The organism is Vibrio qinghaiensis, from assembly GCF_002257545.1.
In the GTDB taxonomy this organism is placed as follows: Bacteria; Pseudomonadota; Gammaproteobacteria; order Enterobacterales; family Vibrionaceae; genus Vibrio; species Vibrio ordalii.
On record NZ_CP022741.1, the window covers coordinates 2,364,885 to 2,388,298 of the forward strand.

10 protein-coding genes, 8 tRNA genes and 7 rRNA genes are annotated in these 23,414 nt (G+C 46.4%); 6 read left to right on the top strand and 19 right to left on the bottom strand.

The features are described 5' to 3' along the window. Window positions 1–138: 138 nt before the first annotated feature. The 3 genes from leuO to CCZ37_RS10920 all read right to left on the bottom strand — a co-directional run bounded on the left by leuO (window position 139) and on the right by CCZ37_RS10920 (window position 3,017). Window positions 139–1,098 (bottom strand): transcriptional regulator LeuO, encoded by a 960-nt coding sequence (gene leuO / locus CCZ37_RS10910; RefSeq protein WP_094500522.1) that lies wholly within the window; start codon window positions 1,096–1,098, stop codon window positions 139–141. A gap of 342 nt (window positions 1,099–1,440) precedes the next feature. Continuing rightward, the gene (locus CCZ37_RS10915) at window positions 1,441–2,487 is read right to left on the bottom strand and encodes an MJ1255/VC2487 family glycosyltransferase (protein ID WP_208613915.1); all 1,047 of its coding nucleotides are present in this window, start codon (window positions 2,485–2,487) and stop codon (window positions 1,441–1,443) included. Next, window positions 2,484–3,017 carry a phosphatase PAP2 family protein gene (locus CCZ37_RS10920; RefSeq protein WP_094500524.1) on the bottom strand — a complete coding sequence of 178 codons (534 nt, stop codon included), beginning with the start codon at window positions 3,015–3,017 and terminating at the stop codon, window positions 2,484–2,486. The genes CCZ37_RS10915 and CCZ37_RS10920 overlap by 4 nt, the downstream gene beginning before the upstream one ends. A 459-nt stretch (window positions 3,018–3,476) precedes the next feature. Here CCZ37_RS10920 and leuA point away from each other — a divergent pair, with 459 nt between their 5' ends. The 5 genes from leuA to CCZ37_RS10945 all read left to right on the top strand — a co-directional run bounded on the left by leuA (window position 3,477) and on the right by CCZ37_RS10945 (window position 9,186). Beyond that, complete coding sequence (gene leuA / locus CCZ37_RS10925) at window positions 3,477–5,024, top strand: 2-isopropylmalate synthase (RefSeq protein WP_094500525.1); 1,548 nt, start codon at window positions 3,477–3,479, stop codon at window positions 5,022–5,024. Between the two features lie 73 nt (window positions 5,025–5,097). Next, window positions 5,098–6,189, top strand: coding sequence for a 3-isopropylmalate dehydrogenase (gene leuB, locus CCZ37_RS10930; RefSeq protein ID WP_094500526.1), 1,092 nt, complete (start codon window positions 5,098–5,100; stop codon window positions 6,187–6,189). Between the two features lie 60 nt (window positions 6,190–6,249). Then, window positions 6,250–7,671 carry a 3-isopropylmalate dehydratase large subunit gene (gene leuC, locus CCZ37_RS10935; RefSeq protein WP_017042705.1) on the top strand — a complete coding sequence of 474 codons (1,422 nt, stop codon included), beginning with the start codon at window positions 6,250–6,252 and terminating at the stop codon, window positions 7,669–7,671. Window positions 7,672–7,685: 14 nt separating this feature from the next. After that, entirely contained in the window at window positions 7,686–8,288 is a 603-nt protein-coding gene (gene leuD, locus CCZ37_RS10940) for a 3-isopropylmalate dehydratase small subunit (RefSeq protein ID WP_094500527.1), read from the top strand. A 112-nt stretch (window positions 8,289–8,400) separates the two neighbouring features. Next, window positions 8,401–9,186 carry a DUF547 domain-containing protein gene (locus tag CCZ37_RS10945; protein ID WP_094500528.1) on the top strand — a complete coding sequence of 262 codons (786 nt, stop codon included), beginning with the start codon at window positions 8,401–8,403 and terminating at the stop codon, window positions 9,184–9,186. 40 nt (window positions 9,187–9,226) lie between these two features. On the opposite strand, the gene rrf (CCZ37_RS10950) is transcribed toward CCZ37_RS10945, so the two are convergent. The 15 genes from rrf (CCZ37_RS10950) to CCZ37_RS11030 form a co-directional block, all read right to left on the bottom strand. After that, window positions 9,227–9,342 (bottom strand): 5S ribosomal RNA (rrf, locus tag CCZ37_RS10950). 31 nt (window positions 9,343–9,373) lie between these two features. Then, window positions 9,374–9,449, bottom strand: a tRNA-Thr gene (locus CCZ37_RS10955). Window positions 9,450–9,516: 67 nt separating this feature from the next. Beyond that, a 5S ribosomal RNA gene (rrf, locus tag CCZ37_RS10960) occupies window positions 9,517–9,632 on the bottom strand. Between the two features lie 87 nt (window positions 9,633–9,719). Then, a 23S ribosomal RNA gene (locus CCZ37_RS10965) occupies window positions 9,720–12,611 on the bottom strand. Between the two features lie 358 nt (window positions 12,612–12,969). Continuing rightward, window positions 12,970–13,045: transfer RNA gene (locus CCZ37_RS10970), tRNA-Val, on the bottom strand. Between the two features lie 31 nt (window positions 13,046–13,076). After that, window positions 13,077–13,152: transfer RNA gene (locus CCZ37_RS10975), tRNA-Ala, on the bottom strand. Window positions 13,153–13,182: 30 nt separating this feature from the next. Then, a tRNA-Lys gene (locus tag CCZ37_RS10980) sits at window positions 13,183–13,258 on the bottom strand. A 19-nt stretch (window positions 13,259–13,277) separates the two neighbouring features. Then, window positions 13,278–13,353, bottom strand: a tRNA-Glu gene (locus CCZ37_RS10985). 88 nt (window positions 13,354–13,441) lie between these two features. Further along, window positions 13,442–15,000: ribosomal RNA gene (locus CCZ37_RS10990) — 16S ribosomal RNA — on the bottom strand. Between the two features lie 406 nt (window positions 15,001–15,406). Next, a 5S ribosomal RNA gene (gene rrf / locus CCZ37_RS11000) occupies window positions 15,407–15,522 on the bottom strand. Window positions 15,523–15,609: 87 nt separating this feature from the next. Continuing rightward, window positions 15,610–18,501, bottom strand: a 23S ribosomal RNA gene (locus CCZ37_RS11005). 298 nt (window positions 18,502–18,799) lie between these two features. Further along, window positions 18,800–18,875, bottom strand: a tRNA-Ala gene (locus CCZ37_RS11010). A gap of 44 nt (window positions 18,876–18,919) precedes the next feature. Next, window positions 18,920–18,996: transfer RNA gene (locus CCZ37_RS11015), tRNA-Ile, on the bottom strand. Between the two features lie 65 nt (window positions 18,997–19,061). Next, a 16S ribosomal RNA gene (locus CCZ37_RS11020) occupies window positions 19,062–20,620 on the bottom strand. Together the 16S, 23S and 5S rRNA genes with 7 tRNA genes alongside form the textbook arrangement of a ribosomal RNA operon. Window positions 20,621–21,518: 898 nt before the next feature. After that, a tRNA-Leu gene (locus CCZ37_RS11030) sits at window positions 21,519–21,603 on the bottom strand. A gap of 153 nt (window positions 21,604–21,756) precedes the next feature. Between CCZ37_RS11030 and CCZ37_RS11035 the strand changes: the two genes are divergently transcribed. After that, entirely contained in the window at window positions 21,757–22,278 is a 522-nt protein-coding gene (locus CCZ37_RS11035; protein ID WP_094500529.1) for an RDD family protein, read from the top strand. Between the two features lie 62 nt (window positions 22,279–22,340). On the opposite strand, the gene lptG is transcribed toward CCZ37_RS11035, so the two are convergent. Then, window positions 22,341–23,411 (bottom strand): LPS export ABC transporter permease LptG, encoded by a 1,071-nt coding sequence (gene lptG, locus CCZ37_RS11040; protein WP_010318844.1) that lies wholly within the window; start codon window positions 23,409–23,411, stop codon window positions 22,341–22,343. Window positions 23,412–23,414: the final 3 nt, after the last annotated feature.

Below are 23,414 nucleotides of genomic sequence, written 5' to 3' on the forward strand. Positions count from 1 at the left end.
TCGATTAAACATGCATATAAACATCCATAGAAAAAATAAACATCCATAGAAAAAAGCCCTGAATGGGTATAACCGATTCAAGGCTAAAAGAGGCGTATCAATAAGTTTAGATCACAGTACGAATTAACAAGTAAACGTTTAGTTCAATGCAACAACTTCGCCGCAAATAATCATTAACTGATCACGCAACCAAATATGGCCTTTGTCTTTTTCGCTAGACTCATGCCAACTGAGATAGCCACTGATTTGACCATTTGCAAATGGGAAATCGAGGATTTGTAACTGATCTCGGTTAGCCGCATTCTCAACCATCCAACGAGGCGCAATTGTCACCAATTCTGACTGGCCAACCACATAAAGCACGTTACTTAAACTGGTACCTTCATAAGAAGGCACACAGTCTAATTCGCGATATGCTTGCTCAGGAAAACTGCGTTGACCGTGCACTCGAGACAACTTTGCATGCTTTTCGACCATTAAACTATCAGCGCTAACGGCTCCCTGAATTCGAGAGTGAAACTTGGATGCCACCACCACTAATTCATCTTGGAAAATTTCCGTACTGGAGAAACCTTGCTCATCAAAACGTGCATAATCAATCACAAAATCGATCTCTTGATAACGCATACGCTCGGCTAACAAGCGGTTAAATTCCGCATCAAGATGAAGTTGGACCAAAGGTGCTTGCTCATGAACTGATGACATAATTTTCGCCGCGAAACGTATATCACAAGGGCTACAAATCGCTAATTTAAACAAGCGTGTTGATGTCTCAGGAGAAAACACAGAACTTGGCAATTCATTACGGATTAATTGCAGAGCTTGGCGCATCGGGCCAAACAACTGACGCGCGCGTTGGGTCGGTTGAATCCCGCGACCTTGACGCATAAACAGTTCATCATTAAACATCACTTTTAAACGTGCCACCGCATTGCTCACTGCAGGTTGAGACATACCTAAATTATGGGCGGCGCGAGTAATGTTTTGTTCTTGCATTACTGCATCAAAAACAGTCAACAGGTTTAAATCCACACCACGTAATGTGCTTTCCATGCGGTAACTAGCAATAGCGCTCATTGCATCTTTTTTATCTAACATTTTTGGGACGCCTCTTGTTGTTATCGTCAATACTGTAAAAGTAAATTTTTAGAATAGATAACCTGTCATTATTATATTTACCCAGACACGACTGGGTGGAGGCTACTATCTGCTAAGCATTTATCGATTAGCAACAAGATTGATAAAATATCAGTTTTTTTTATCCGAACAAAAAGATTGTTCTTATTTATCAGTATGATGTGTTTTTATAAAAAACCATAAAACAGAAAAATTTATGCATTTTATTTAAAACATTGAACTGAGTTATAAATAACAGACCTTCACTTCAATGCATTCACCAAATAAATTAATTACGTCAAAATTTAAAGCGTTTCGTCAATATTAGCTAAGTGACACATAGCTGGGAAAATCAACCTGCCGCCATAAAGATTGGCTAAGATCGCTATGGTTATCCCATTGACCATTTTGTATCCATTCAACCAAGGCTTTAGCCACATTGGGATAAACCACTCGTTCGGCCTGGTTTTCATCTAACCAACGGCGCAACGCTGACGGATCCAAAAATTCCATAGATGCAGCAAGCCCAAGATTCTCAAGAGTAGCAACGTTACTTTGCTGCTCAAACTGGCCCAGCAATGGCTTAAGCAGCAACTTTTTACCCAATGAGAGCGCTTCTGATGGTAATTCAAAGCCCCCATTAGCAATCACGCCATCACAGCGATGCAAGTCATATTGAAAACGAGTGTGGCACAAAGGGTGCAAATTCACATTTTCAATACATTGGATTTCCATAACAGAAGGGTGATAGCAAGTAAATATTTGATTTGAAAAACGAAAAAGTAGGTCAAGAATGTTATCGATATGTTCAAATGGAAGATAAACCAAAATGAAATGCTCACTAGACGTATGCTGATCCGAACAGTAGATAATCGGAGGAAGGATCGGTTGATCAAAATGATACCAATGTAACCCCACGTGGTAATTAGCGGGCGCAAACTGTTGAATGATCACCTTATCTAGCCAACTTGCTCCTTTCAACGGCACATTATGGCGAAAGGCATTTTGATGGCTAATTCCAATACATGGAATACCTTGCTGCTTAGCCGCCCATGCGGAAATGGGTTCAAAATCATTGATCACTAAGTCATACGCTGATAAATCGAGCGTTTTTATCTCTCTGACAAAAGTCAGCAAGTTATTATTCGATGCTGTTTTAACGTAATTTACGTGCCCTTGCTCAGTGAAGAAGGTAAAGCCGCGCCGAGTTTGATATTCACCAAAGCTTTCCATTGAGAAGTATTTCTCTTTTTCGCGCCCTGAAAATAAAAATTGCACATCAACATTAGCGTCTTTTAATGCTTCACTCATCACCCGTGAACGAGCAATGTGGCCATTTCCGGTACCTTGGACACCATATAGAATTTTCAAAGGCTTCTCTCCATCAACCACAAAGCAAATTGCGCACTACTCACCCCCAGCAAAGCACCAATCACAATATCGGTCAGAAAATGAACCCCGAGCAAGATGCGAGATAAACCAATTAAGCTGGCCCAAATTAAAACAAAGCCTTCACTGTGAGGATAAAAATGACCAATTAATGTGGCCATGACAAAGCCAGCCGCAGTATGGCCAGAGGGCAAACTGTAACGATCTGATGGGGTAATAAATGCGGTTAAAGAAGGCGAAAACTCTTCAGGGCGACGCCGCTGAAAGCTATTTTTTACCGCCCAATAAACAGGAAGTTCAACCGCAAAAGCCGTCAGTCCGACGATCAATAACAAATAGCCGTGATGTGGGTCTAAATACCAAGCTAAAGCACCAATCAGTGCATATAAGTGCCCATCCCCAGTATGAGAAATGGCTTTGCTGATCTGCGCGACAGGCTGATTAAAACGATGCTGTAAACAAAATAGCGAAAACGCTACGTCAAACTTAATAATTTGTTCTACACCACGCATGAGCAACTCCTATCATTCGATAAATCTCTTACGCTCTAAACGTAGAAGTTTAAAATGACAAATACGTGACTGTTTGTTTGAGAATGAGTGAATTTAACGAATAACAAATATTTTTGTGTGAAAATATTCAGCGCAACAAAGAGTTATCCTCATGATCAATTTTGCTCATTTTTACCGCTTTTGACTAAAACTGATCCGATACGAATAAAAAAGCAACTTAATGGTTGACGAGTTAAGTTGAGTACGGTACTAATTTGTTAACTTAATCTTGTGGAATGTCACCAATGACTATCCGTTTTTCTATCCTGCTGGGCCTGCTCCTTATCGTGAACCATTCGCGCGGGTAGGTTGTGGAAGAAAAACACCACACAAGATGACAAGAGCCCGCACTGAGATGCGGGTTTTTTTATAACTATATTTAGGAAGTTAACGATTAACCATCGGTGCAAGGGAGCAAACATGAATAATCAAGTCATTATATTCGACACCACATTACGTGATGGTGAACAAGCATTGTCAGCGAGCCTAACTGTAAAAGAGAAACTGCAAATTGCTTTCGCACTCGAACGCTTAGGTGTTGATGTAATTGAGGCGGGCTTTCCAGTTTCCTCTCCTGGTGATTTTGAATCAGTGCAAACCATTGCGAAACACATTAAAAATAGCCGTATCTGCGCGCTTTCTCGCGCGGTAGCAAAAGATATTGATGCAGCGGCTGAAGCACTGAAAATCGCAGATGCCTTTCGTATCCATACGTTTATTTCAACCTCGACCATTCACGTACAAGATAAGCTACGCCGCAGCTATGATGATGTGGTCGAAATGGCTGTCAGTGCAGTAAAACACGCCCGCAACTACACCGATGATGTCGAGTTTTCTTGTGAAGATGCAGGTCGCACACCCATTGATAACTTATGTCGAATGGTTGAAGCCGCAATAAATGCAGGTGCTAAGACCATCAATATTCCAGATACAGTTGGTTATACTATTCCTAGCGAATTTGGTGGCATTATTCAGATGCTGTTTGAGCGAGTCCCTAACATCGATAAAGCCATCATTTCGGTACATTGTCATGACGATTTAGGCATGTCAGTTGCAAACTCCATCGCCGCAGTACAAGCCGGCGCACGCCAAATCGAAGGTACCATTAATGGTATCGGCGAACGCGCAGGTAACTGTTCATTAGAAGAAATCGCGATGATCATCAAAACTCGTCAAGAATTCCTCGGCGTACATACTGGCTTAAAGCATGACGAGATCCACCGCACCAGCAAGTTGGTTAGCCAGCTATGCAATATGCCGATTCAAAGTAACAAAGCGATTGTCGGTGCCAACGCATTTAGCCACTCATCGGGTATTCACCAAGATGGTATGCTAAAAAATAAAAATACTTATGAAATCATGACACCCGAATCCATCGGTCTGAAAAATCAGGCACTAAACCTAACCAGCCGCAGCGGCCGAGCCGCAGTTAAGAGCCATATGGACAGCATGGGTTACAACGAGAACGAATACAATTTGAACGCATTGTATGAAGATTTCTTGAAGTTAGCCGACCGAAAAGGACAGGTATTTGACTACGATTTAGAAGCGTTGATGCACTTCTCTAATCTGCGTGATGAAGATGATTTCTATAAGTTAAATTATTTGAGTGTCCAATCTGGTAGTGTCATGGCAACCACCAGTATTAAATTGCTTTGTGGTGATGAAGAAAAATGTGAAGCTGCCGTTGGTAATGGCCCTGTCGATGCGCTTTACCAATGTATTTACCGTCTAACTGGCTATGAGATCGTATTGGATAAATTTGACCTTACCGCCAAGGGCGAAGGTGAAGATGGACTCGGGCAAGCCGATATTATTGCCAACTACAAAGGGCGAAAATATCACGGTACAGGCGTCTCTACGGATATTGTCGAAGCATCAGGACAAGCCTTGTTGCACGTGATCAATAGCATTCATCGTGCCGATCAAATTGCAGAAATTAAACAAAAGAAAGTGGCAACCGTTTAACGTACCTAGATTAGAGCTTTCAATCTTTAGAGCTCACTGGGGCAAGCAAATATAAAAATAGTAAAGGACTAACATGACAGACAAAACATACAAAATTGCCGTTCTTGCAGGTGATGGTATCGGCCCAGAAGTAATGCAACAAGCACACAAGGTATTGGATGCGATTGAAAAAAAACATGCTATCCGGTTTGCCAGAGAAGAATATGATGTCGGCGGGATTGCGATTGATAACCACGGTTGCCCGCTACCTGAAAGCACCATTAAAGGATGTGAAGAAGCAGACGCCGTATTGTTTGGTTCCGTCGGTGGCCCTAAATGGGAGCATTTACCACCCAATGACCAACCTGAACGTGGCGCCCTTCTTCCTCTGCGTAAACATTTCCAGCTATTTTGTAACTTACGTCCAGCACAAATTCATTCTGGTTTAGAAGGCTTCTCACCACTACGAGCTGATATCTCAGCTCGTGGATTTGATATTGTCGTCGTCCGAGAACTCACCGGTGGGATCTATTTCGGTCAACCTAAAGGTCGTGAAGGTGAAGGAGCAAATGAAAAAGCATTTGATACTGAAGTGTACCATCGCTACGAAATCGAACGTATCGCCAAAATTGCTTTTGAATCAGCACGCCTACGTCGCAAAAAAGTATGTTCAGTAGATAAAGCGAACGTACTACAAAGCTCTATTTTATGGCGTGAAGTCGTTGAAGGCATTGCTAAAGATTATCCAGACGTCGAGCTTTCACACATTTATATCGATAATGCCACCATGCAGCTCATTAAAGATCCCTCTCAATTTGATGTCATGCTGTGTTCTAATATTTTTGGTGACATCATTTCCGATGAATGCGCCATGATCACTGGCTCAATGGGCATGCTGCCGTCCGCTAGCCTTAATGAAAGCAATTTTGGCCTCTACGAACCTGCGGGTGGTTCTGCGCCTGATATTGCTGGAAAGAACATTGCTAACCCAGTGGCACAAATTCTTTCCTCCGCTTTGATGCTACGTTATAGCTTAGGTAAAGAAACCGCCGCTCAAGATATCGAAAATGCCGTATCAAAAGCACTTACCGCAGGTGAGCTGACCGCAGATCTCGCCAGTGGTAAAGCGGCACTTTCAACCTCTGAAATGGGCGATAGAATTGCCAGCTATATTTTAAACTCATAATTAGTAGGACTAGCCCAAGCCTAGTCCTTTATAAAGCTCAAAGAGCTCAAGGAAGAAGCAATGTCGCAAGCAAAAACCTTATACGAAAAAATTTATGATGCCCACATTGCGGTGTCAGCTGAAGGGGAAACCCCCATCCTTTATATCGATCGCCATCTCGTTCATGAAGTGACATCACCGCAAGCATTTGATGGCCTACGCGAGAAGGGACGTAAAGTGCGTCAGACGAGTAAAACATTCGCTACCATGGACCATAACGTTTCAACCACCACAAAAGACATTAATGCCTCGGGTGAGATGGCTCGAATCCAAATGGAAACACTGTCAAAGAACTGTGCTGAGTTTGGCGTAACACTCTACGACTTAAATCATAAATACCAAGGCATCGTTCATGTCATGGGGCCAGAATTAGGTATTACTCTTCCCGGCATGACCATTGTCTGCGGTGACTCACACACAGCAACACATGGCGCATTTGGCTCGTTAGCGTTTGGCATCGGTACGTCAGAAGTCGAGCACGTACTTGCAACCCAAACATTGAAACAAGCTCGCGCTAAAACGATGAAAATCGAGGTGATAGGTAAAGTCGCTCTAGGCATCACTGCTAAAGATATCGTGCTAGCCATTATAGGTAAAACAACGGCGGCCGGTGGTACAGGCTATGTCGTTGAATTTTGTGGTGAAGCAATTACCGATCTTTCAATGGAAGGTCGTATGACGGTGTGCAATATGGCGATTGAGCTTGGGGCAAAAGCGGGGCTTATCGCTCCCGATCAAACCACCTTCGACTACATTAAAGGTCGCAAGTTTTCTCCTCAAGGAAACGATTTAGAAGCCGCCATTGAGTACTGGGCAACGCTAAAAACCGATGATAATGCCAAATTCGATGCAGTCGTTACCCTAAATGCCGCGGACATCAAACCACAAGTAACGTGGGGTACAAACCCAGGCCAAGTGATTGCTGTCGACGAAACCATTCCATCTCCCGATAGCTTTAGTGATCCTGTCGAAAAAGCATCAGCAGAAAAAGCACTGGCGTATATGGGGCTGGAAGCGGGTAAATCCTTATCAGACTACAAAGTGGATAAAGTTTTTGTCGGTTCTTGCACAAACTCACGCATTGAAGATATGCGAGCAGCAGCTCAAGTCGCGAAAGGTAAAAAAGTCGCACCACACGTTCAAGCATTGATTGTTCCAGGTTCAGAGCAAGTTAAAGCGCAAGCGGAAGCGGAAGGCTTGGATAAAATATTTATTGAAGCGGGTTTTGAATGGCGCTTGCCGGGCTGTTCAATGTGCTTGGCTATGAACAATGACAGGCTCGGTGCAGGTGAGCGTTGTGCATCAACATCCAACCGCAATTTTGAAGGCCGCCAAGGTCGAGATGGCCGCACACATTTAGTCAGTCCTGCAATGGCCGCCGCCGCCGCCATCGCTGGACACTTTGTCGATATCCGTAATATTCATTCTTCAACACTCAACTAAACAGGGGATCACCAATGTCAGGTTTTAAACAGCACACAGGTTTGGTCGTTCCTCTTGATGCAGCGAACGTCGATACAGATGCCATCATCCCTAAGCAATTTTTACAGAAAGTAAATCGCACTGGTTTTGGCAAACACCTTTTTCATGATTGGCGTTTTCTAGATGATGCAGGTCAGCAACCGAATCCAAATTTTGTCATGAATAAACCTCGCTATGAAGGAGCGAGCATTCTACTTGCTCGTGAAAACTTTGGCTGTGGTTCTTCACGAGAACATGCCCCTTGGGCTTTAGCGGATTACGGCATCAAAGCCATGGTTGCACCCAGTTTTGCGGATATTTTTTATGGTAACTCAATCAATAACCAAATGGTTCCAGTCCGTCTTACAGAGCAAGAAGTTGATGAAATATTCCAATTTGTTGAAGGAAATGAAGGTGCTCAACTAACTGTAGATCTTGAACGAATGGAAGTTAAAGCCAATGGAAAAACATACTCATTTGAAATTGATGAATTTCGTCGCCATTGTTTACTTAATGGATTAGACAATATCGGTTTGACGCTACAGCACGAAGATAAAATCGCTGATTATGAAGCAAAAATTCCTAGCTTTTTGAAATAGCGAGTGTCGATTTAATTTCTAGAGGTTGGTGTAGATGCATCAACCTTTTCTTTTATCTGAAATTTATCAATCCCTATCTAGGTCATATTGGCTATGAGATGAGAGGTAAACGATGAAATATCTATTAACGCTATGTTTGACACTCGGGTCAACGAATGTATTTTCGGCTCCTAAATCACAGCTATGGGATTATTGGAACTCTAGTAATGAAGAAAATACACAAGCCATTTCACATCAAATTTGGCAGACAACACTTGATACTTATCTAATCCAAGAAAATCACAACAGCCTCTTCGATTATCAAAGGGTCAACTCAAAAGATAAGGAGCAGTTAGAGCTCTATATTTCACAATTATCAGCCCTTGATCCAAGAGAGTATGCAAAGCTGGAACAATATGCTTACTGGGTCAACTTATATAATGCCTTAACAGTTAACTTAATCGTCGGTCATTACCCAATATCATCCATCACCAAACTAGGAGGATTCTTTTCATTTGGCCCTTGGGAACAAAAGATCATTGCCATCAATCAAAAAGAGCTGACTCTCAATGATATTGAACATCGAATTTTAAGACCTATTTGGAAAGATCCTCGAACCCATTATGCGGTCAACTGCGCAAGCCTAGGTTGCCCAAACTTACAAAAGCAGGCTTTCACAGCAGAAAATACAGAATTATTACTGGAAAAATCAGCCACAGAGTTTATCAATAGTGAAAAAGGAGTAAAGGTTACCAATGATAAATGGATTTTGTCTTCTATTTACGACTGGTTTGCTGAAGATTTTGGGACGAAACAGCAATTATTTGAGCACTTAGCGCAGTACAACAAGGCACTAAAAAGCGAGAAAAAGAGTATCAGCTATCACTATGATTGGACATTGAATGATACGAATAGATAGAAAAAAACCTCAGCATTTCTGCTGAGGTTTCGTAATTCAAGCCTGGCGATGTCCTACTCTCACATGGGGAGACCCCACACTACCATCGGCGCTGTTGTGTTTCACTTCTGAGTTCGGCATGGGTTCAGGTGGGTCCACAACGCTATGGTCGCCAAGCAAATTCTTTTAGCTTACAGAGCTATAAAACTGGTGCTGATACCCAGAATCGAACTGGGGACCTCATCCTTACCAAGGATGCGCTCTACCGACTGAGCCATATCAGCACACTGTATCTTGTGTCACAAGTGACTAAAAAGCCCGCTCTTACAAACGGGCTCTTATAAATTAAAAGCCTGGCGATGTCCTACTCTCACATGGGGAGACCCCACACTACCATCGGCGCTGTTGTGTTTCACTTCTGAGTTCGGCATGGAGTCAGGTGGGTCCACAACGCTATGGTCGCCAAGCAAATTTCTTAATTCGGAAAGCTGCTTCATTCTCATTCACACATTCAATGTTCTTTCATTGAGTCCACAAAACCCCTTCGGTGTTGTATGGTTAAGCCTCACGGGCAATTAGTATTGGTTAGCTCAACGCCTCGCAGCGCTTACACACCCAACCTATCAACGTTCTAGTCTCGAACAACCCTTTAGGACACTTAAAGTGCCAGGGAAGACTCATCTCAGGGCTCGCTTCGCGCTTAGATGCTTTCAGCGCTTATCAATTCCGAACTTAGCTACCGGGCAATGCCATTGGCATGACAACCCGAACACCAGCGGTTCGTCCACTCCGGTCCTCTCGTACTAGGAGCAGCCCCCTTCAATCTTCCAACGCCCACGGCAGATAGGGACCGAACTGTCTCACGACGTTCTAAACCCAGCTCGCGTACCACTTTAAATGGCGAACAGCCATACCCTTGGGACCGACTTCAGCCCCAGGATGTGATGAGCCGACATCGAGGTGCCAAACACCGCCGTCGATATGAACTCTTGGGCGGTATCAGCCTGTTATCCCCGGAGTACCTTTTATCCGTTGAGCGATGGCCCTTCCATTCAGAACCACCGGATCACTATGACCTACTTTCGTACCTGCTCGAACCGTCATTCTCGCAGTTAAGCGGGCTTATGCCATTGCACTAACCTCACGATGTCCAACCGTGATTAGCCCACCTTCGTGCTCCTCCGTTACTCTTTGGGAGGAGACCGCCCCAGTCAAACTACCCACCAGGCACTGTCCGCAACCCCGATGAGGGGCCTACGTTAGAACATCAAAACGACAAGGGTGGTATTTCAAGGTCGACTCCACGCAATCTAGCGACTGCGCTTCTAAGTCTCCCACCTATCCTACACATGTAGGTTCAATGTTCAGTGCCAAGCTGTAGTAAAGGTTCACGGGGTCTTTCCGTCTAGCCGCGGGTACACTGCATCTTCACAGCGATTTCAATTTCACTGAGTCTCGGGTGGAGACAGCGTGGCCATCATTACGCCATTCGTGCAGGTCGGAACTTACCCGACAAGGAATTTCGCTACCTTAGGACCGTTATAGTTACGGCCGCCGTTTACCGGGGCTTCGATCAAGAGCTTCGACCTAAGTCTAACCCCATCAATTAACCTTCCGGCACCGGGCAGGCGTCACACCGTATACGTCATCTTGCGATTTTGCACAGTGCTGTGTTTTTAATAAACAGTTGCAGCCACCTGGTATCTGCGACTCTCGTCAGCTCCATCCGCAAGGGACTTCACCAATAAGAGCGTACCTTCTCCCGAAGTTACGGTACCATTTTGCCTAGTTCCTTCACCCGAGTTCTCTCAAGCGCCTTGGTATTCTCTACCCGACCACCTGTGTCGGTTTGGGGTACGATTGCTTATAATCTGAAGCTTAGAGGCTTTTCCTGGAAGCAGGGCATCAATGACTTCACTGCCGTAGCAGCTCGACGTCGTGTCTCAGCCTAACAAGAAACCGGATTTACCTAGTCTCTTAGCCTACGCACTTGAACCAGGACAACCGTCGCCTGGCCCACCTAGCCTTCTCCGTCCCCCCATCGCAATTATAAGCAGTACGGGAATATTAACCCGTTTCCCATCGACTACGCTTTTCAGCCTCGCCTTAGGGGTCGACTTACCCTGCCCCGATTAACGTTGGACAGGAACCCTTGGTCTTCCGGCGGGGAGGTTTTTCACCCCCCTTATCGTTACTCATGTCAGCATTCGCACTTCTGATACCTCCAGCATGCTTTACAACACACCTTCAACGGCTTACAGAACGCTCCCCTACCCAATACAGTAAACTGTATTGCCGCAGCTTCGGTTTACTACTTAGCCCCGTTACATCTTCCGCGCAGGCCGACTCGACCAGTGAGCTATTACGCTTTCTTTAAATGATGGCTGCTTCTAAGCCAACATCCTGGCTGTCTGAGCCTTCCCACATCGTTTCCCACTTAGTAGTAATTTGGGACCTTAGCTGGCGGTCTGGGTTGTTTCCCTCTCCACGACGGACGTTAGCACCCGCCGTGTGTCTCCCGGATAGTACTTACTGGTATTCGGAGTTTGCAAAGGGTTGGTAAGTCGGGATGACCCCCTAGCCTTAACAGTGCTCTACCCCCAGTAGTATTCGTCCGAGGCGCTACCTAAATAGCTTTCGGGGAGAACCAGCTATCTCCGAGTTTGATTGGCCTTTCACCCCTAGCCACAAGTCATCCGCTAATTTTTCAACATTAGTCGGTTCGGTCCTCCAGTTGATGTTACTCAACCTTCAACCTGCCCATGGCTAGATCACCCGGTTTCGGGTCTATATCCAGAGACTAAAGCGCCCAGTTAAGACTCGGTTTCCCTACGGCTCCCCTATTCGGTTAACCTTGCCACTGAATATAAGTCGCTGACCCATTATACAAAAGGTACGCAGTCACAGGACAATGCCTGCTCCTACTGCTTGTACGTACACGGTTTCAGGTTCTATTTCACTCCCCTCACAGGGGTTCTTTTCGCCTTTCCCTCACGGTACTGGTTCACTATCGGTCAGTCAGTAGTATTTAGCCTTGGAGGATGGTCCCCCCATGTTCAGACAGGATAACACGTGTCCCGCCTTACTCGATTTCACTTATAATGATGGAACAGTTACGGGGCTATCACCCTTTATTGCGCCACTTTCCAGAGGCTTCACCTGCATCATTAAAAGCTTAAGGGCTAGTCCAATTTCGCTCGCCGCTACTTTCGGAATCTCTGTTGATTTCTTCTCCTCGGGGTACTTAGATGTTTCAGTTCCCCCGGTTTGCCTCCTTACCCTATGTATTCAGGTAAGGATACGTGCTTATGCACGTGGGTTTCCCCATTCGGAAATCGTAGACTCAAGTGGCTGTTACTGCCTAATCTACGCTTATCGCAAGTTACTACGTCCTTCATCGCCTCTGACTGCCAAGGCATCCACCGTGTACGCTTAGTCACTTAACCATACAACCCGAAGAAGTTTCGTGTTGCAGACAAGTCACCAAGGTTGTCTCTCATTATTTGAATGAGCGAGAGACGTTTGATTTTGCCGGACTCAATTTTGAAAACTTACCGAAGTAAGCTTTCCCAAGAACACTTGAATGTGTTTGGTATCAATACGTTAAACGCATTGATGTTGAGAACTTTTATTTGATAACAACAAACACGTTCGTTGTTATCAGTCAGCTTTCCAAATTGTTAAAGAGCGAGTGGTATTCCTAACGGAACAAATCACTTTCTAATGACTTTCAGAGTCAAACAGACCGACCAGTTCAATTACTTAATCTGGTTTGGCAATGTGCATCCAAAAATTCTTAGAGAGTGGTGGGCGATACCGGGTTCGAACCAGTGACCCCCTGCTTGTAAGGCAGGTGCTCTCCCAACTGAGCTAATCGCCCACATGTTTTTTGACATTTCTTGTGGAAGAAATGGTGGAGCTAAGCAGGATCGAACTGCTGACCTCCTGCGTGCAAGGCAGGCGCTCTCCCAGCTGAGCTATAGCCCCACATATTTTTTACATTTCTTGTGGAAGAAATGGTGGGTCGTGCAGGATTCGAACCTGCGACCAATTGATTAAAAGTCAACTGCTCTACCAACTGAGCTAACGACCCCTTTACTTCACAACGGAAGTGGTATCCCGTAGGGGAGTCGAACCCCTGTTACCGCCGTGAAAGGGCGGTGTCCTAGGCCTCTAGACGAACGGGACACTAAGTAAGAATGCTTGGCAACATCCTCGTCTCTTAAACTGTATAAACCATCAATCTGTGTGGACACTCATCAGTGTAATCATCGTATAAGGAGGTGATCCAGCGCCAGGTTCCCCTAGCGCTACCTTGTTACGACTTCACCCCAGTCATGAACCACACCGTGGTGATCGTCCTCCACTCTCTCCGAAGAAAGTGCGGTTAAACTAACCACTTCTGGTGCAGCCCACTCCCATGGTGTGACGGGCGGTGTGTACAAGGCCCGGGAACGTATTCACCGTAGCATTCTGATCTACGATTACTAGCGATTCCGACTTCATGGAGTCGAGTTGCAGACTCCAATCCGGACTACGACGCACTTTTTGGGATTCGCTCACTATCGCTAGCTTGCTGCCCTCTGTATGCGCCATTGTAGCACGTGTGTAGCCCTACTCGTAAGGGCCATGATGACTTGACGTCGTCCCCACCTTCCTCCGGTTTATCACCGGCAGTCTCCCTGGAGTTCCCACCATTACGTGCTGGCAAACAAGGATAAGGGTTGCGCTCGTTGCGGGACTTAACCCAACATTTCACAACACGAGCTGACGACAGCCATGCAGCACCTGTCTCAGAGCTCCCGAAGGCACTCCAGCGTCTCCGCCAGATTCTCTGGATGTCAAGAGTAGGTAAGGTTCTTCGCGTTGCATCGAATTAAACCACATGCTCCACCGCTTGTGCGGGCCCCCGTCAATTCATTTGAGTTTTAATCTTGCGACCGTACTCCCCAGGCGGTCTACTTAACGCGTTAGCTCCGAAAGCCACGGCTCAAGGCCACAACCTCCAAGTAGACATCGTTTACGGCGTGGACTACCAGGGTATCTAATCCTGTTTGCTCCCCACGCTTTCGCATCTGAGTGTCAGTATCTGTCCAGGGGGCCGCCTTCGCCACCGGTATTCCTTCAGATCTCTACGCATTTCACCGCTACACCTGAAATTCTACCCCCCTCTACAGTACTCTAGTGAACCAGTTTCAAATGCGGTTCCGAGGTTGAGCCCCGGGCTTTCACATCTGACTTAATCCACCACCTGCATGCGCTTTACGCCCAGTAATTCCGATTAACGCTCGCACCCTCCGTATTACCGCGGCTGCTGGCACGGAGTTAGCCGGTGCTTCTTCTGTCGCTAACGTCAAATGATGCTGCTATTAACAACACCACCTTCCTCACGACTGAAAGTACTTTACAACCCGAAGGCCTTCTTCATACACGCGGCATGGCTGCATCAGGCTTGCGCCCATTGTGCAATATTCCCCACTGCTGCCTCCCGTAGGAGTCTGGACCGTGTCTCAGTTCCAGTGTGGCTGATCATCCTCTCAGACCAGCTAGGGATCGTCGCCTTGGTGAGCCATTACCTCACCAACTAGCTAATCCCACCTAGGCATATCCTGACGCGAGAGGCCCGAAGGTCCCCCTCTTTGGCCCGTAGGCATCATGCGGTATTAGCCATCGTTTCCAATGGTTATCCCCCACATCAGGGCAATTTCCTAGGCATTACTCACCCGTCCGCCGCTCGCCACCCAAGGAACAAGTTCCTCTGTGCTGCCGCTCGACTTGCATGTGTTAGGCCTGCCGCCAGCGTTCAATCTGAGCCATGATCAAACTCTTCAATTAAAGTTTTGTTGGTCCTAAGACCGGCTCAATGAATACTGACTTCAAAACTGCTCTTACTCGAAAGTAAATAAGTAATTTTAAAGCTATTGTTGTTCCAACAGAACAACAATGAATTGACTGTGCCGCTTCTTGGTCTTCACTTTTTAAGAAAAAGTGAAATCAAAAAGCATTCGAACTATTGCTAGTTCAGGTCACTCAGTTCATTGATAAATCTTTTTCGATTATCATCAACGAGTGCCCACACAGATTGATAGGTTTATATTGTTAAAGAGCTTTGCTTTCAGTGCGTTAACACTTAAGCAGGACGCGTATAATACGCTTTCCGCTTCGAAAGTCAACATAAAACTCTCACGTTTTCATGAGAATATTATGGTGACTCGTCTCATTGAGACCAGTCGGAATTTAAGCCTGGCGATGTCCTACTCTCACATGGGGAGACCCCACACTACCATCGGCGCTGTTGTGTTTCACTTCTGAGTTCGGCATGGAGTCAGGTGGGTCCACAACGCTATGGTCGCCAAGCAAATTTCTTAATTCGGAAAGCTGCTTCATTCTCATTCACACATTCAATGTTCTTTCATTGAGTCCACAAAACCCCTTCGGTGTTGTATGGTTAAGCCTCACGGGCAATTAGTATTGGTTAGCTCAACGCCTCGCAGCGCTTACACACCCAACCTATCAACGTTCTAGTCTCGAACAACCCTTTAGGACACTTAAAGTGCCAGGGAAGACTCATCTCAGGGCTCGCTTCGCGCTTAGATGCTTTCAGCGCTTATCAATTCCGAACTTAGCTACCGGGCAATGCCATTGGCATGACAACCCGAACACCAGCGGTTCGTCCACTCCGGTCCTCTCGTACTAGGAGCAGCCCCCTTCAATCTTCCAACGCCCACGGCAGATAGGGACCGAACTGTCTCACGACGTTCTAAACCCAGCTCGCGTACCACTTTAAATGGCGAACAGCCATACCCTTGGGACCGACTTCAGCCCCAGGATGTGATGAGCCGACATCGAGGTGCCAAACACCGCCGTCGATATGAACTCTTGGGCGGTATCAGCCTGTTATCCCCGGAGTACCTTTTATCCGTTGAGCGATGGCCCTTCCATTCAGAACCACCGGATCACTATGACCTACTTTCGTACCTGCTCGAACCGTCATTCTCGCAGTTAAGCGGGCTTATGCCATTGCACTAACCTCACGATGTCCAACCGTGATTAGCCCACCTTCGTGCTCCTCCGTTACTCTTTGGGAGGAGACCGCCCCAGTCAAACTACCCACCAGGCACTGTCCGCAACCCCGATGAGGGGCCTACGTTAGAACATCAAAACGACAAGGGTGGTATTTCAAGGTCGACTCCACGCAATCTAGCGACTGCGCTTCTAAGTCTCCCACCTATCCTACACATGTAGGTTCAATGTTCAGTGCCAAGCTGTAGTAAAGGTTCACGGGGTCTTTCCGTCTAGCCGCGGGTACACTGCATCTTCACAGCGATTTCAATTTCACTGAGTCTCGGGTGGAGACAGCGTGGCCATCATTACGCCATTCGTGCAGGTCGGAACTTACCCGACAAGGAATTTCGCTACCTTAGGACCGTTATAGTTACGGCCGCCGTTTACCGGGGCTTCGATCAAGAGCTTCGACCTAAGTCTAACCCCATCAATTAACCTTCCGGCACCGGGCAGGCGTCACACCGTATACGTCATCTTGCGATTTTGCACAGTGCTGTGTTTTTAATAAACAGTTGCAGCCACCTGGTATCTGCGACTCTCGTCAGCTCCATCCGCAAGGGACTTCACCAATAAGAGCGTACCTTCTCCCGAAGTTACGGTACCATTTTGCCTAGTTCCTTCACCCGAGTTCTCTCAAGCGCCTTGGTATTCTCTACCCGACCACCTGTGTCGGTTTGGGGTACGATTGCTTATAATCTGAAGCTTAGAGGCTTTTCCTGGAAGCAGGGCATCAATGACTTCACTGCCGTAGCAGCTCGACGTCGTGTCTCAGCCTAACAAGAAACCGGATTTACCTAGTCTCTTAGCCTACGCACTTGAACCAGGACAACCGTCGCCTGGCCCACCTAGCCTTCTCCGTCCCCCCATCGCAATTATAAGCAGTACGGGAATATTAACCCGTTTCCCATCGACTACGCTTTTCAGCCTCGCCTTAGGGGTCGACTTACCCTGCCCCGATTAACGTTGGACAGGAACCCTTGGTCTTCCGGCGGGGAGGTTTTTCACCCCCCTTATCGTTACTCATGTCAGCATTCGCACTTCTGATACCTCCAGCATGCTTTACAACACACCTTCAACGGCTTACAGAACGCTCCCCTACCCAATACAGTAAACTGTATTGCCGCAGCTTCGGTTTACTACTTAGCCCCGTTACATCTTCCGCGCAGGCCGACTCGACCAGTGAGCTATTACGCTTTCTTTAAATGATGGCTGCTTCTAAGCCAACATCCTGGCTGTCTGAGCCTTCCCACATCGTTTCCCACTTAGTAGTAATTTGGGACCTTAGCTGGCGGTCTGGGTTGTTTCCCTCTCCACGACGGACGTTAGCACCCGCCGTGTGTCTCCCGGATAGTACTTACTGGTATTCGGAGTTTGCAAAGGGTTGGTAAGTCGGGATGACCCCCTAGCCTTAACAGTGCTCTACCCCCAGTAGTATTCGTCCGAGGCGCTACCTAAATAGCTTTCGGGGAGAACCAGCTATCTCCGAGTTTGATTGGCCTTTCACCCCTAGCCACAAGTCATCCGCTAATTTTTCAACATTAGTCGGTTCGGTCCTCCAGTTGATGTTACTCAACCTTCAACCTGCCCATGGCTAGATCACCCGGTTTCGGGTCTATATCCAGAGACTGAAGCGCCCAGTTAAGACTCGGTTTCCCTACGGCTCCCCTATTCGGTTAACCTTGCCACTGAATATAAGTCGCTGACCCATTATACAAAAGGTACGCAGTCACAGGACAATGCCTGCTCCTACTGCTTGTACGTACACGGTTTCAGGTTCTATTTCACTCCCCTCACAGGGGTTCTTTTCGCCTTTCCCTCACGGTACTGGTTCACTATCGGTCAGTCAGTAGTATTTAGCCTTGGAGGATGGTCCCCCCATGTTCAGACAGGATAACACGTGTCCCGCCTTACTCGATTTCACTTATAATGATGGAACAGTTACGGGGCTATCACCCTTTATTGCGCCACTTTCCAGAGGCTTCACCTGCATCATTAAAAGCTTAAGGGCTAGTCCAATTTCGCTCGCCGCTACTTTCGGAATCTCTGTTGATTTCTTCTCCTCGGGGTACTTAGATGTTTCAGTTCCCCCGGTTTGCCTCCTTACCCTATGTATTCAGGTAAGGATACGTGCTTATGCACGTGGGTTTCCCCATTCGGAAATCGTAGACTCAAGTGGCTGTTACTGCCTAATCTACGCTTATCGCAAGTTACTACGTCCTTCATCGCCTCTGACTGCCAAGGCATCCACCGTGTACGCTTAGTCACTTAACCATACAACCCGAAGAAGTTTCGTGTTGCAGACAAGTCACCAAGGTTGTCTCTCATTATTTGAATGAGCGAGAGACGTTTGATTTTGCCGGACTCAATTTTGAAAACTTACCGAAGTAAGCTTTCGCAAGAACACTTGAATGTGTTTGGTATCAATACGTTAAACGCATTGATGTTGAGAACTTTTATTTGATAACAACAAACACGTTCGTTGTTATCAGTCAGCTTTCCAAATTGTTAAAGAGCACGATTTTCTAATGAAAACCATTTTTAAAAACACTATTGCTAGTGCGCTTAAAGATGGTGGAGCTATGCGGGATCGAACCGCAGACCTCCTGCGTGCAAGGCAGGCGCTCTCCCAGCTGAGCTATAACCCCATCAGGTGCGTGATACTGTGTGCCAATCTTCTGGGAGGAAGAATTGGTGGGTCTGAGTGGACTTGAACCACCGACCTCTCGCTTATCAGGCGAACGCTCTAACCACCTGAGCTACAGACCCAGCATCGTCTCTTAAACTGTATAAACCATCAATCTGTGTGGACACTCATCAGTGTAATCTTCGTATAAGGAGGTGATCCAGCGCCAGGTTCCCCTAGCGCTACCTTGTTACGACTTCACCCCAGTCATGAACCACACCGTGGTGATCGTCCTCCACTCTCTCCGAAGAAAGTGCGGTTAAACTAACCACTTCTGGTGCAGCCCACTCCCATGGTGTGACGGGCGGTGTGTACAAGGCCCGGGAACGTATTCACCGTAGCATTCTGATCTACGATTACTAGCGATTCCGACTTCATGGAGTCGAGTTGCAGACTCCAATCCGGACTACGACGCACTTTTTGGGATTCGCTCACTATCGCTAGCTTGCTGCCCTCTGTATGCGCCATTGTAGCACGTGTGTAGCCCTACTCGTAAGGGCCATGATGACTTGACGTCGTCCCCACCTTCCTCCGGTTTATCACCGGCAGTCTCCCTGGAGTTCCCACCATTACGTGCTGGCAAACAAGGATAAGGGTTGCGCTCGTTGCGGGACTTAACCCAACATTTCACAACACGAGCTGACGACAGCCATGCAGCACCTGTCTTACAGTTCCCGAAGGCACTCCCGCGTCTCCGCAGGATTCTGTAGATGTCAAGAGTAGGTAAGGTTCTTCGCGTTGCATCGAATTAAACCACATGCTCCACCGCTTGTGCGGGCCCCCGTCAATTCATTTGAGTTTTAATCTTGCGACCGTACTCCCCAGGCGGTCTACTTAACGCGTTAGCTCCGAAAGCCACGGCTCAAGGCCACAACCTCCAAGTAGACATCGTTTACGGCGTGGACTACCAGGGTATCTAATCCTGTTTGCTCCCCACGCTTTCGCATCTGAGTGTCAGTATCTGTCCAGGGGGCCGCCTTCGCCACCGGTATTCCTTCAGATCTCTACGCATTTCACCGCTACACCTGAAATTCTACCCCCCTCTACAGTACTCTAGTGAACCAGTTTCAAATGCGGTTCCGAGGTTGAGCCCCGGGCTTTCACATCTGACTTAATCCACCACCTGCATGCGCTTTACGCCCAGTAATTCCGATTAACGCTCGCACCCTCCGTATTACCGCGGCTGCTGGCACGGAGTTAGCCGGTGCTTCTTCTGTCGCTAACGTCAAATGATGCTGCTATTAACAACACCACCTTCCTCACGACTGAAAGTACTTTACAACCCGAAGGCCTTCTTCATACACGCGGCATGGCTGCATCAGGCTTGCGCCCATTGTGCAATATTCCCCACTGCTGCCTCCCGTAGGAGTCTGGACCGTGTCTCAGTTCCAGTGTGGCTGATCATCCTCTCAGACCAGCTAGGGATCGTCGCCTTGGTGAGCCATTACCTCACCAACTAGCTAATCCCACCTAGGCATATCCTGACGCGAGAGGCCCGAAGGTCCCCCTCTTTGGCCCGTAGGCATCATGCGGTATTAGCCATCGTTTCCAATGGTTATCCCCCACATCAGGGCAATTTCCTAGGCATTACTCACCCGTCCGCCGCTCGCCACCCAAGGAACAAGTTCCTCTGTGCTGCCGCTCGACTTGCATGTGTTAGGCCTGCCGCCAGCGTTCAATCTGAGCCATGATCAAACTCTTCAATTAAAGTTTTGTTGGTCCTAAGACCGGCTCAATGAATACTGACTTCAAAACTGCTCTTACTCGAAAGTAAAAAAGTAATTTTAAAGCTATTGTTGTTCCAACAGAACAACAATGAATTGACTGTGCCGCTTCTTGGTCTTCACTTTTTAAGAAAAAGTGAAATCAAAAAGCATTCGAACTATTGCTAGTTCAGGTCACTCAGTTCATTGATAAATCTTTTTCGATTATCATCAACGAGTGCCCACACAGATTGATAGGTTTATATTGTTAAAGAGCGTTCTTCGTTGGGTTGCCGAGGCTTCCTTTGAAGAGGCGGCCATTCTAGCGAGATAATTGTGAGTGTCAAACACTTTTTTATATTATTTCGTCTTACTGATTTGACCTACTGATTGGCTGGCTAGTTGGGTTTGAACCCTTACTGGCTGTGCCGTGTCAGTGAGGCGGCATTATAGGGAGAACGGAGATGAGTGCAAGCGGTTTTTCGAAAAAAGCACCTCCCAATAGCTCAAGCGAACAAAAAGACATCAAAATGTTAAATGTCGATTAATTAACAGTCGATCCCCCTCTTTAAATCTCCTTATTATCACCATAACATTGAGGTTACACTCCTCACTATCGAAGAAATAAGAGCTCCTAGAACGTTGATTAAGATAGTCTCGTATTTTATCTGGAAGTTTATGCGGAAGATGAGTTTAAAAGAAGTCACTCAAAAGTTCATCAACTACATATTAGTCGTGTTGATATAAATGTGTATGGCTAGAAGCGAGAAATGTGCGCTGTTCAGTATAGAAGTATGTGAAGGCTATCAAAAGAGTCCCAATTATCTAATATAGTGGGCTATTATTTCGAGGACAAAAACAGCAAAGCCCCGACTTTCGTCGAGGCTTTGCTGTTTAAATTATGGTACCGGTGGGCGGACTTGAACCGCCACTCCCGAAGGAAACGGATTTTGAATCCGTCGTGTCTACCAATTTCACCACACCGGCATCTTGGGCATTGCCCTTTGATGGTTGGCATTATACGTAAGAAAGTTATTGGCGCAATAACAAAATATTGAAATACAAATCGTTTGCCGATATTTTCGCCACAAACCTTCAAGCTGTGCGTCTCTTCTCTTTTCAGATCCTCTTCGAGGCTATATGCTGCTGCAATTTCGCGAATACAAAAGATGTTTAGATATGATGAGTAACTCTATTTCTCTACCGCCTGCCGGATTATTACGCCGATTTGGTGCGCTCATTTACGATGCATTAATCATCATTGCTCTGGAGATGATGGCTGCTGGTGTTGTCGTTGCTATATTAGAAGCTCTCGTTGCGTTGAATGTGATGAGCTATGGCTCGTATGCAGATATCAGCGACCTTCTCACTCGTCATCCCATTTGGAGCTATGTTTACACATTTTACCTTGCCGCTGTCTGGGTCTACTTCTTCGTCTTTTTCTGGACAAGAGCAGGCCAGACATTAGGGATGCGTGCTTGGCGACTTTTGATAATTAACGAACAAGATGGAAATTCAATCAGCGCCACGCAAGCTTTAATACGTTTGTTCACCTCAGGCTTTGGCTTGGCAAACCTCACCGTACCCTTTGATCAGCAAAAAAGAGGGTTCCAAGATATTTGGGCCAAAACTAAAGTAGTGGTACTTCCTAAAGTTAATTGAGCCGGAATAACAAAAAGGAAGGTTTGCCCTTCCTTTTTGTTGATAGTTCTTACCTGTCATTTTTAGAGTTTTCGTCTTAACAACATTACAGCAACGCTGAGAAACACCAAACTAGGTGCGACGGCACCAAACACTGGTGGGATACCATAAACAAGACTCAGTGGGCCGAAAAACTCACTGGAAATATAAAATGTAAAGCCTGCAATCACGCCTGACAAAATCCTTGCGCCCATAGTAACGCTACGCAATGGCCCAAAAATAAACGACAATGCCATCAACATCATCACAGCAATAGAAAAAGGTTGAGTAATTTTACGCCACAACGCCAGATCGTAGCGTGAAGCATCTTGCTCCGACGTTTTTAAATAGCTGACATAATCGTACAAGCCACTCAGTGACAACTCTTCAGGTTTGACCGTAACTACCGCCAGTTTGTCTGGAGCTAATGAGGTCGTCCAACGATATTCAGGTAATGTTTGCTTTGTTATCAATACATCATCGCGCATGTCGGTGATTTGAACATTTTTCATTACCCATTGATTGTCTTTATCGTAATCCACCTCTTCGGCAAAAAGGATGTTTTGCAAACTCTTATTGTTATCAAAGCGCCACATATTTAAGCCATAGAGTTTGTTGTCATCAATTTTACCAATAAAGATAAAATCATTCACATCGCGCGCCCACACACCGCTGCGCACTGAAACAATACTACCGCCAGAGAGAGAAAAAGCTCGCAGATCTCGCGCCATCTTCTGCGCTTGGGGTGCTCCCCATTGGCCAAGCAAGGTGACAATGATCATTAATGGCACTGCGGTTTTTAATACCGACATACCGATATTAAGCTTAGAAAACCCCGCAGCTTGCATGACAACGAGCTCAGAACTTGATGCCAACATACCTAACCCAATCAACGCACCGAGTAAGGCGGCCATAGGAAAAAACATCTCGATATCACGAGGAATACTCAACACCACAAACAATAAAGCTTGCAGTAAATCGTAGCTTCCTTCCCCGACTTTTCTCAATTGCTCAACATATTTGATAATGCCGGACAAACCAACAAAGGTCACCAGCACTAGCGAGGTTGTCGCAACAATAGTACGGCCGACGTATAAATCTAAAATCTTAAACACGCG

Bases quoted from the DNA above. Each gene is read 5' to 3' on its own strand.
- leuO (WP_094500522.1), bottom strand. From the start codon at position 1,098: ATGTTAGATAAAAAAGATGCAATGAGCGCTATTGCTAGTTACCGCATG.
- CCZ37_RS10920 (WP_094500524.1), bottom strand. From the start codon at position 3,017: ATGCGTGGTGTAGAACAAATTATTAAGTTTGACGTAGCGTTTTCGCTA.
- leuA (WP_094500525.1), top strand. From the start codon at position 3,477: ATGAATAATCAAGTCATTATATTCGACACCACATTACGTGATGGTGAA.
- leuB (WP_094500526.1), top strand. From the start codon at position 5,098: ATGACAGACAAAACATACAAAATTGCCGTTCTTGCAGGTGATGGTATC.
- leuC (WP_017042705.1), top strand. From the start codon at position 6,250: ATGTCGCAAGCAAAAACCTTATACGAAAAAATTTATGATGCCCACATT.
- leuD (WP_094500527.1), top strand. From the start codon at position 7,686: ATGTCAGGTTTTAAACAGCACACAGGTTTGGTCGTTCCTCTTGATGCA.
- CCZ37_RS10945 (WP_094500528.1), top strand. From the start codon at position 8,401: ATGAAATATCTATTAACGCTATGTTTGACACTCGGGTCAACGAATGTA.
- CCZ37_RS11035 (WP_094500529.1), top strand. From the start codon at position 21,757: ATGCTGCTGCAATTTCGCGAATACAAAAGATGTTTAGATATGATGAGT.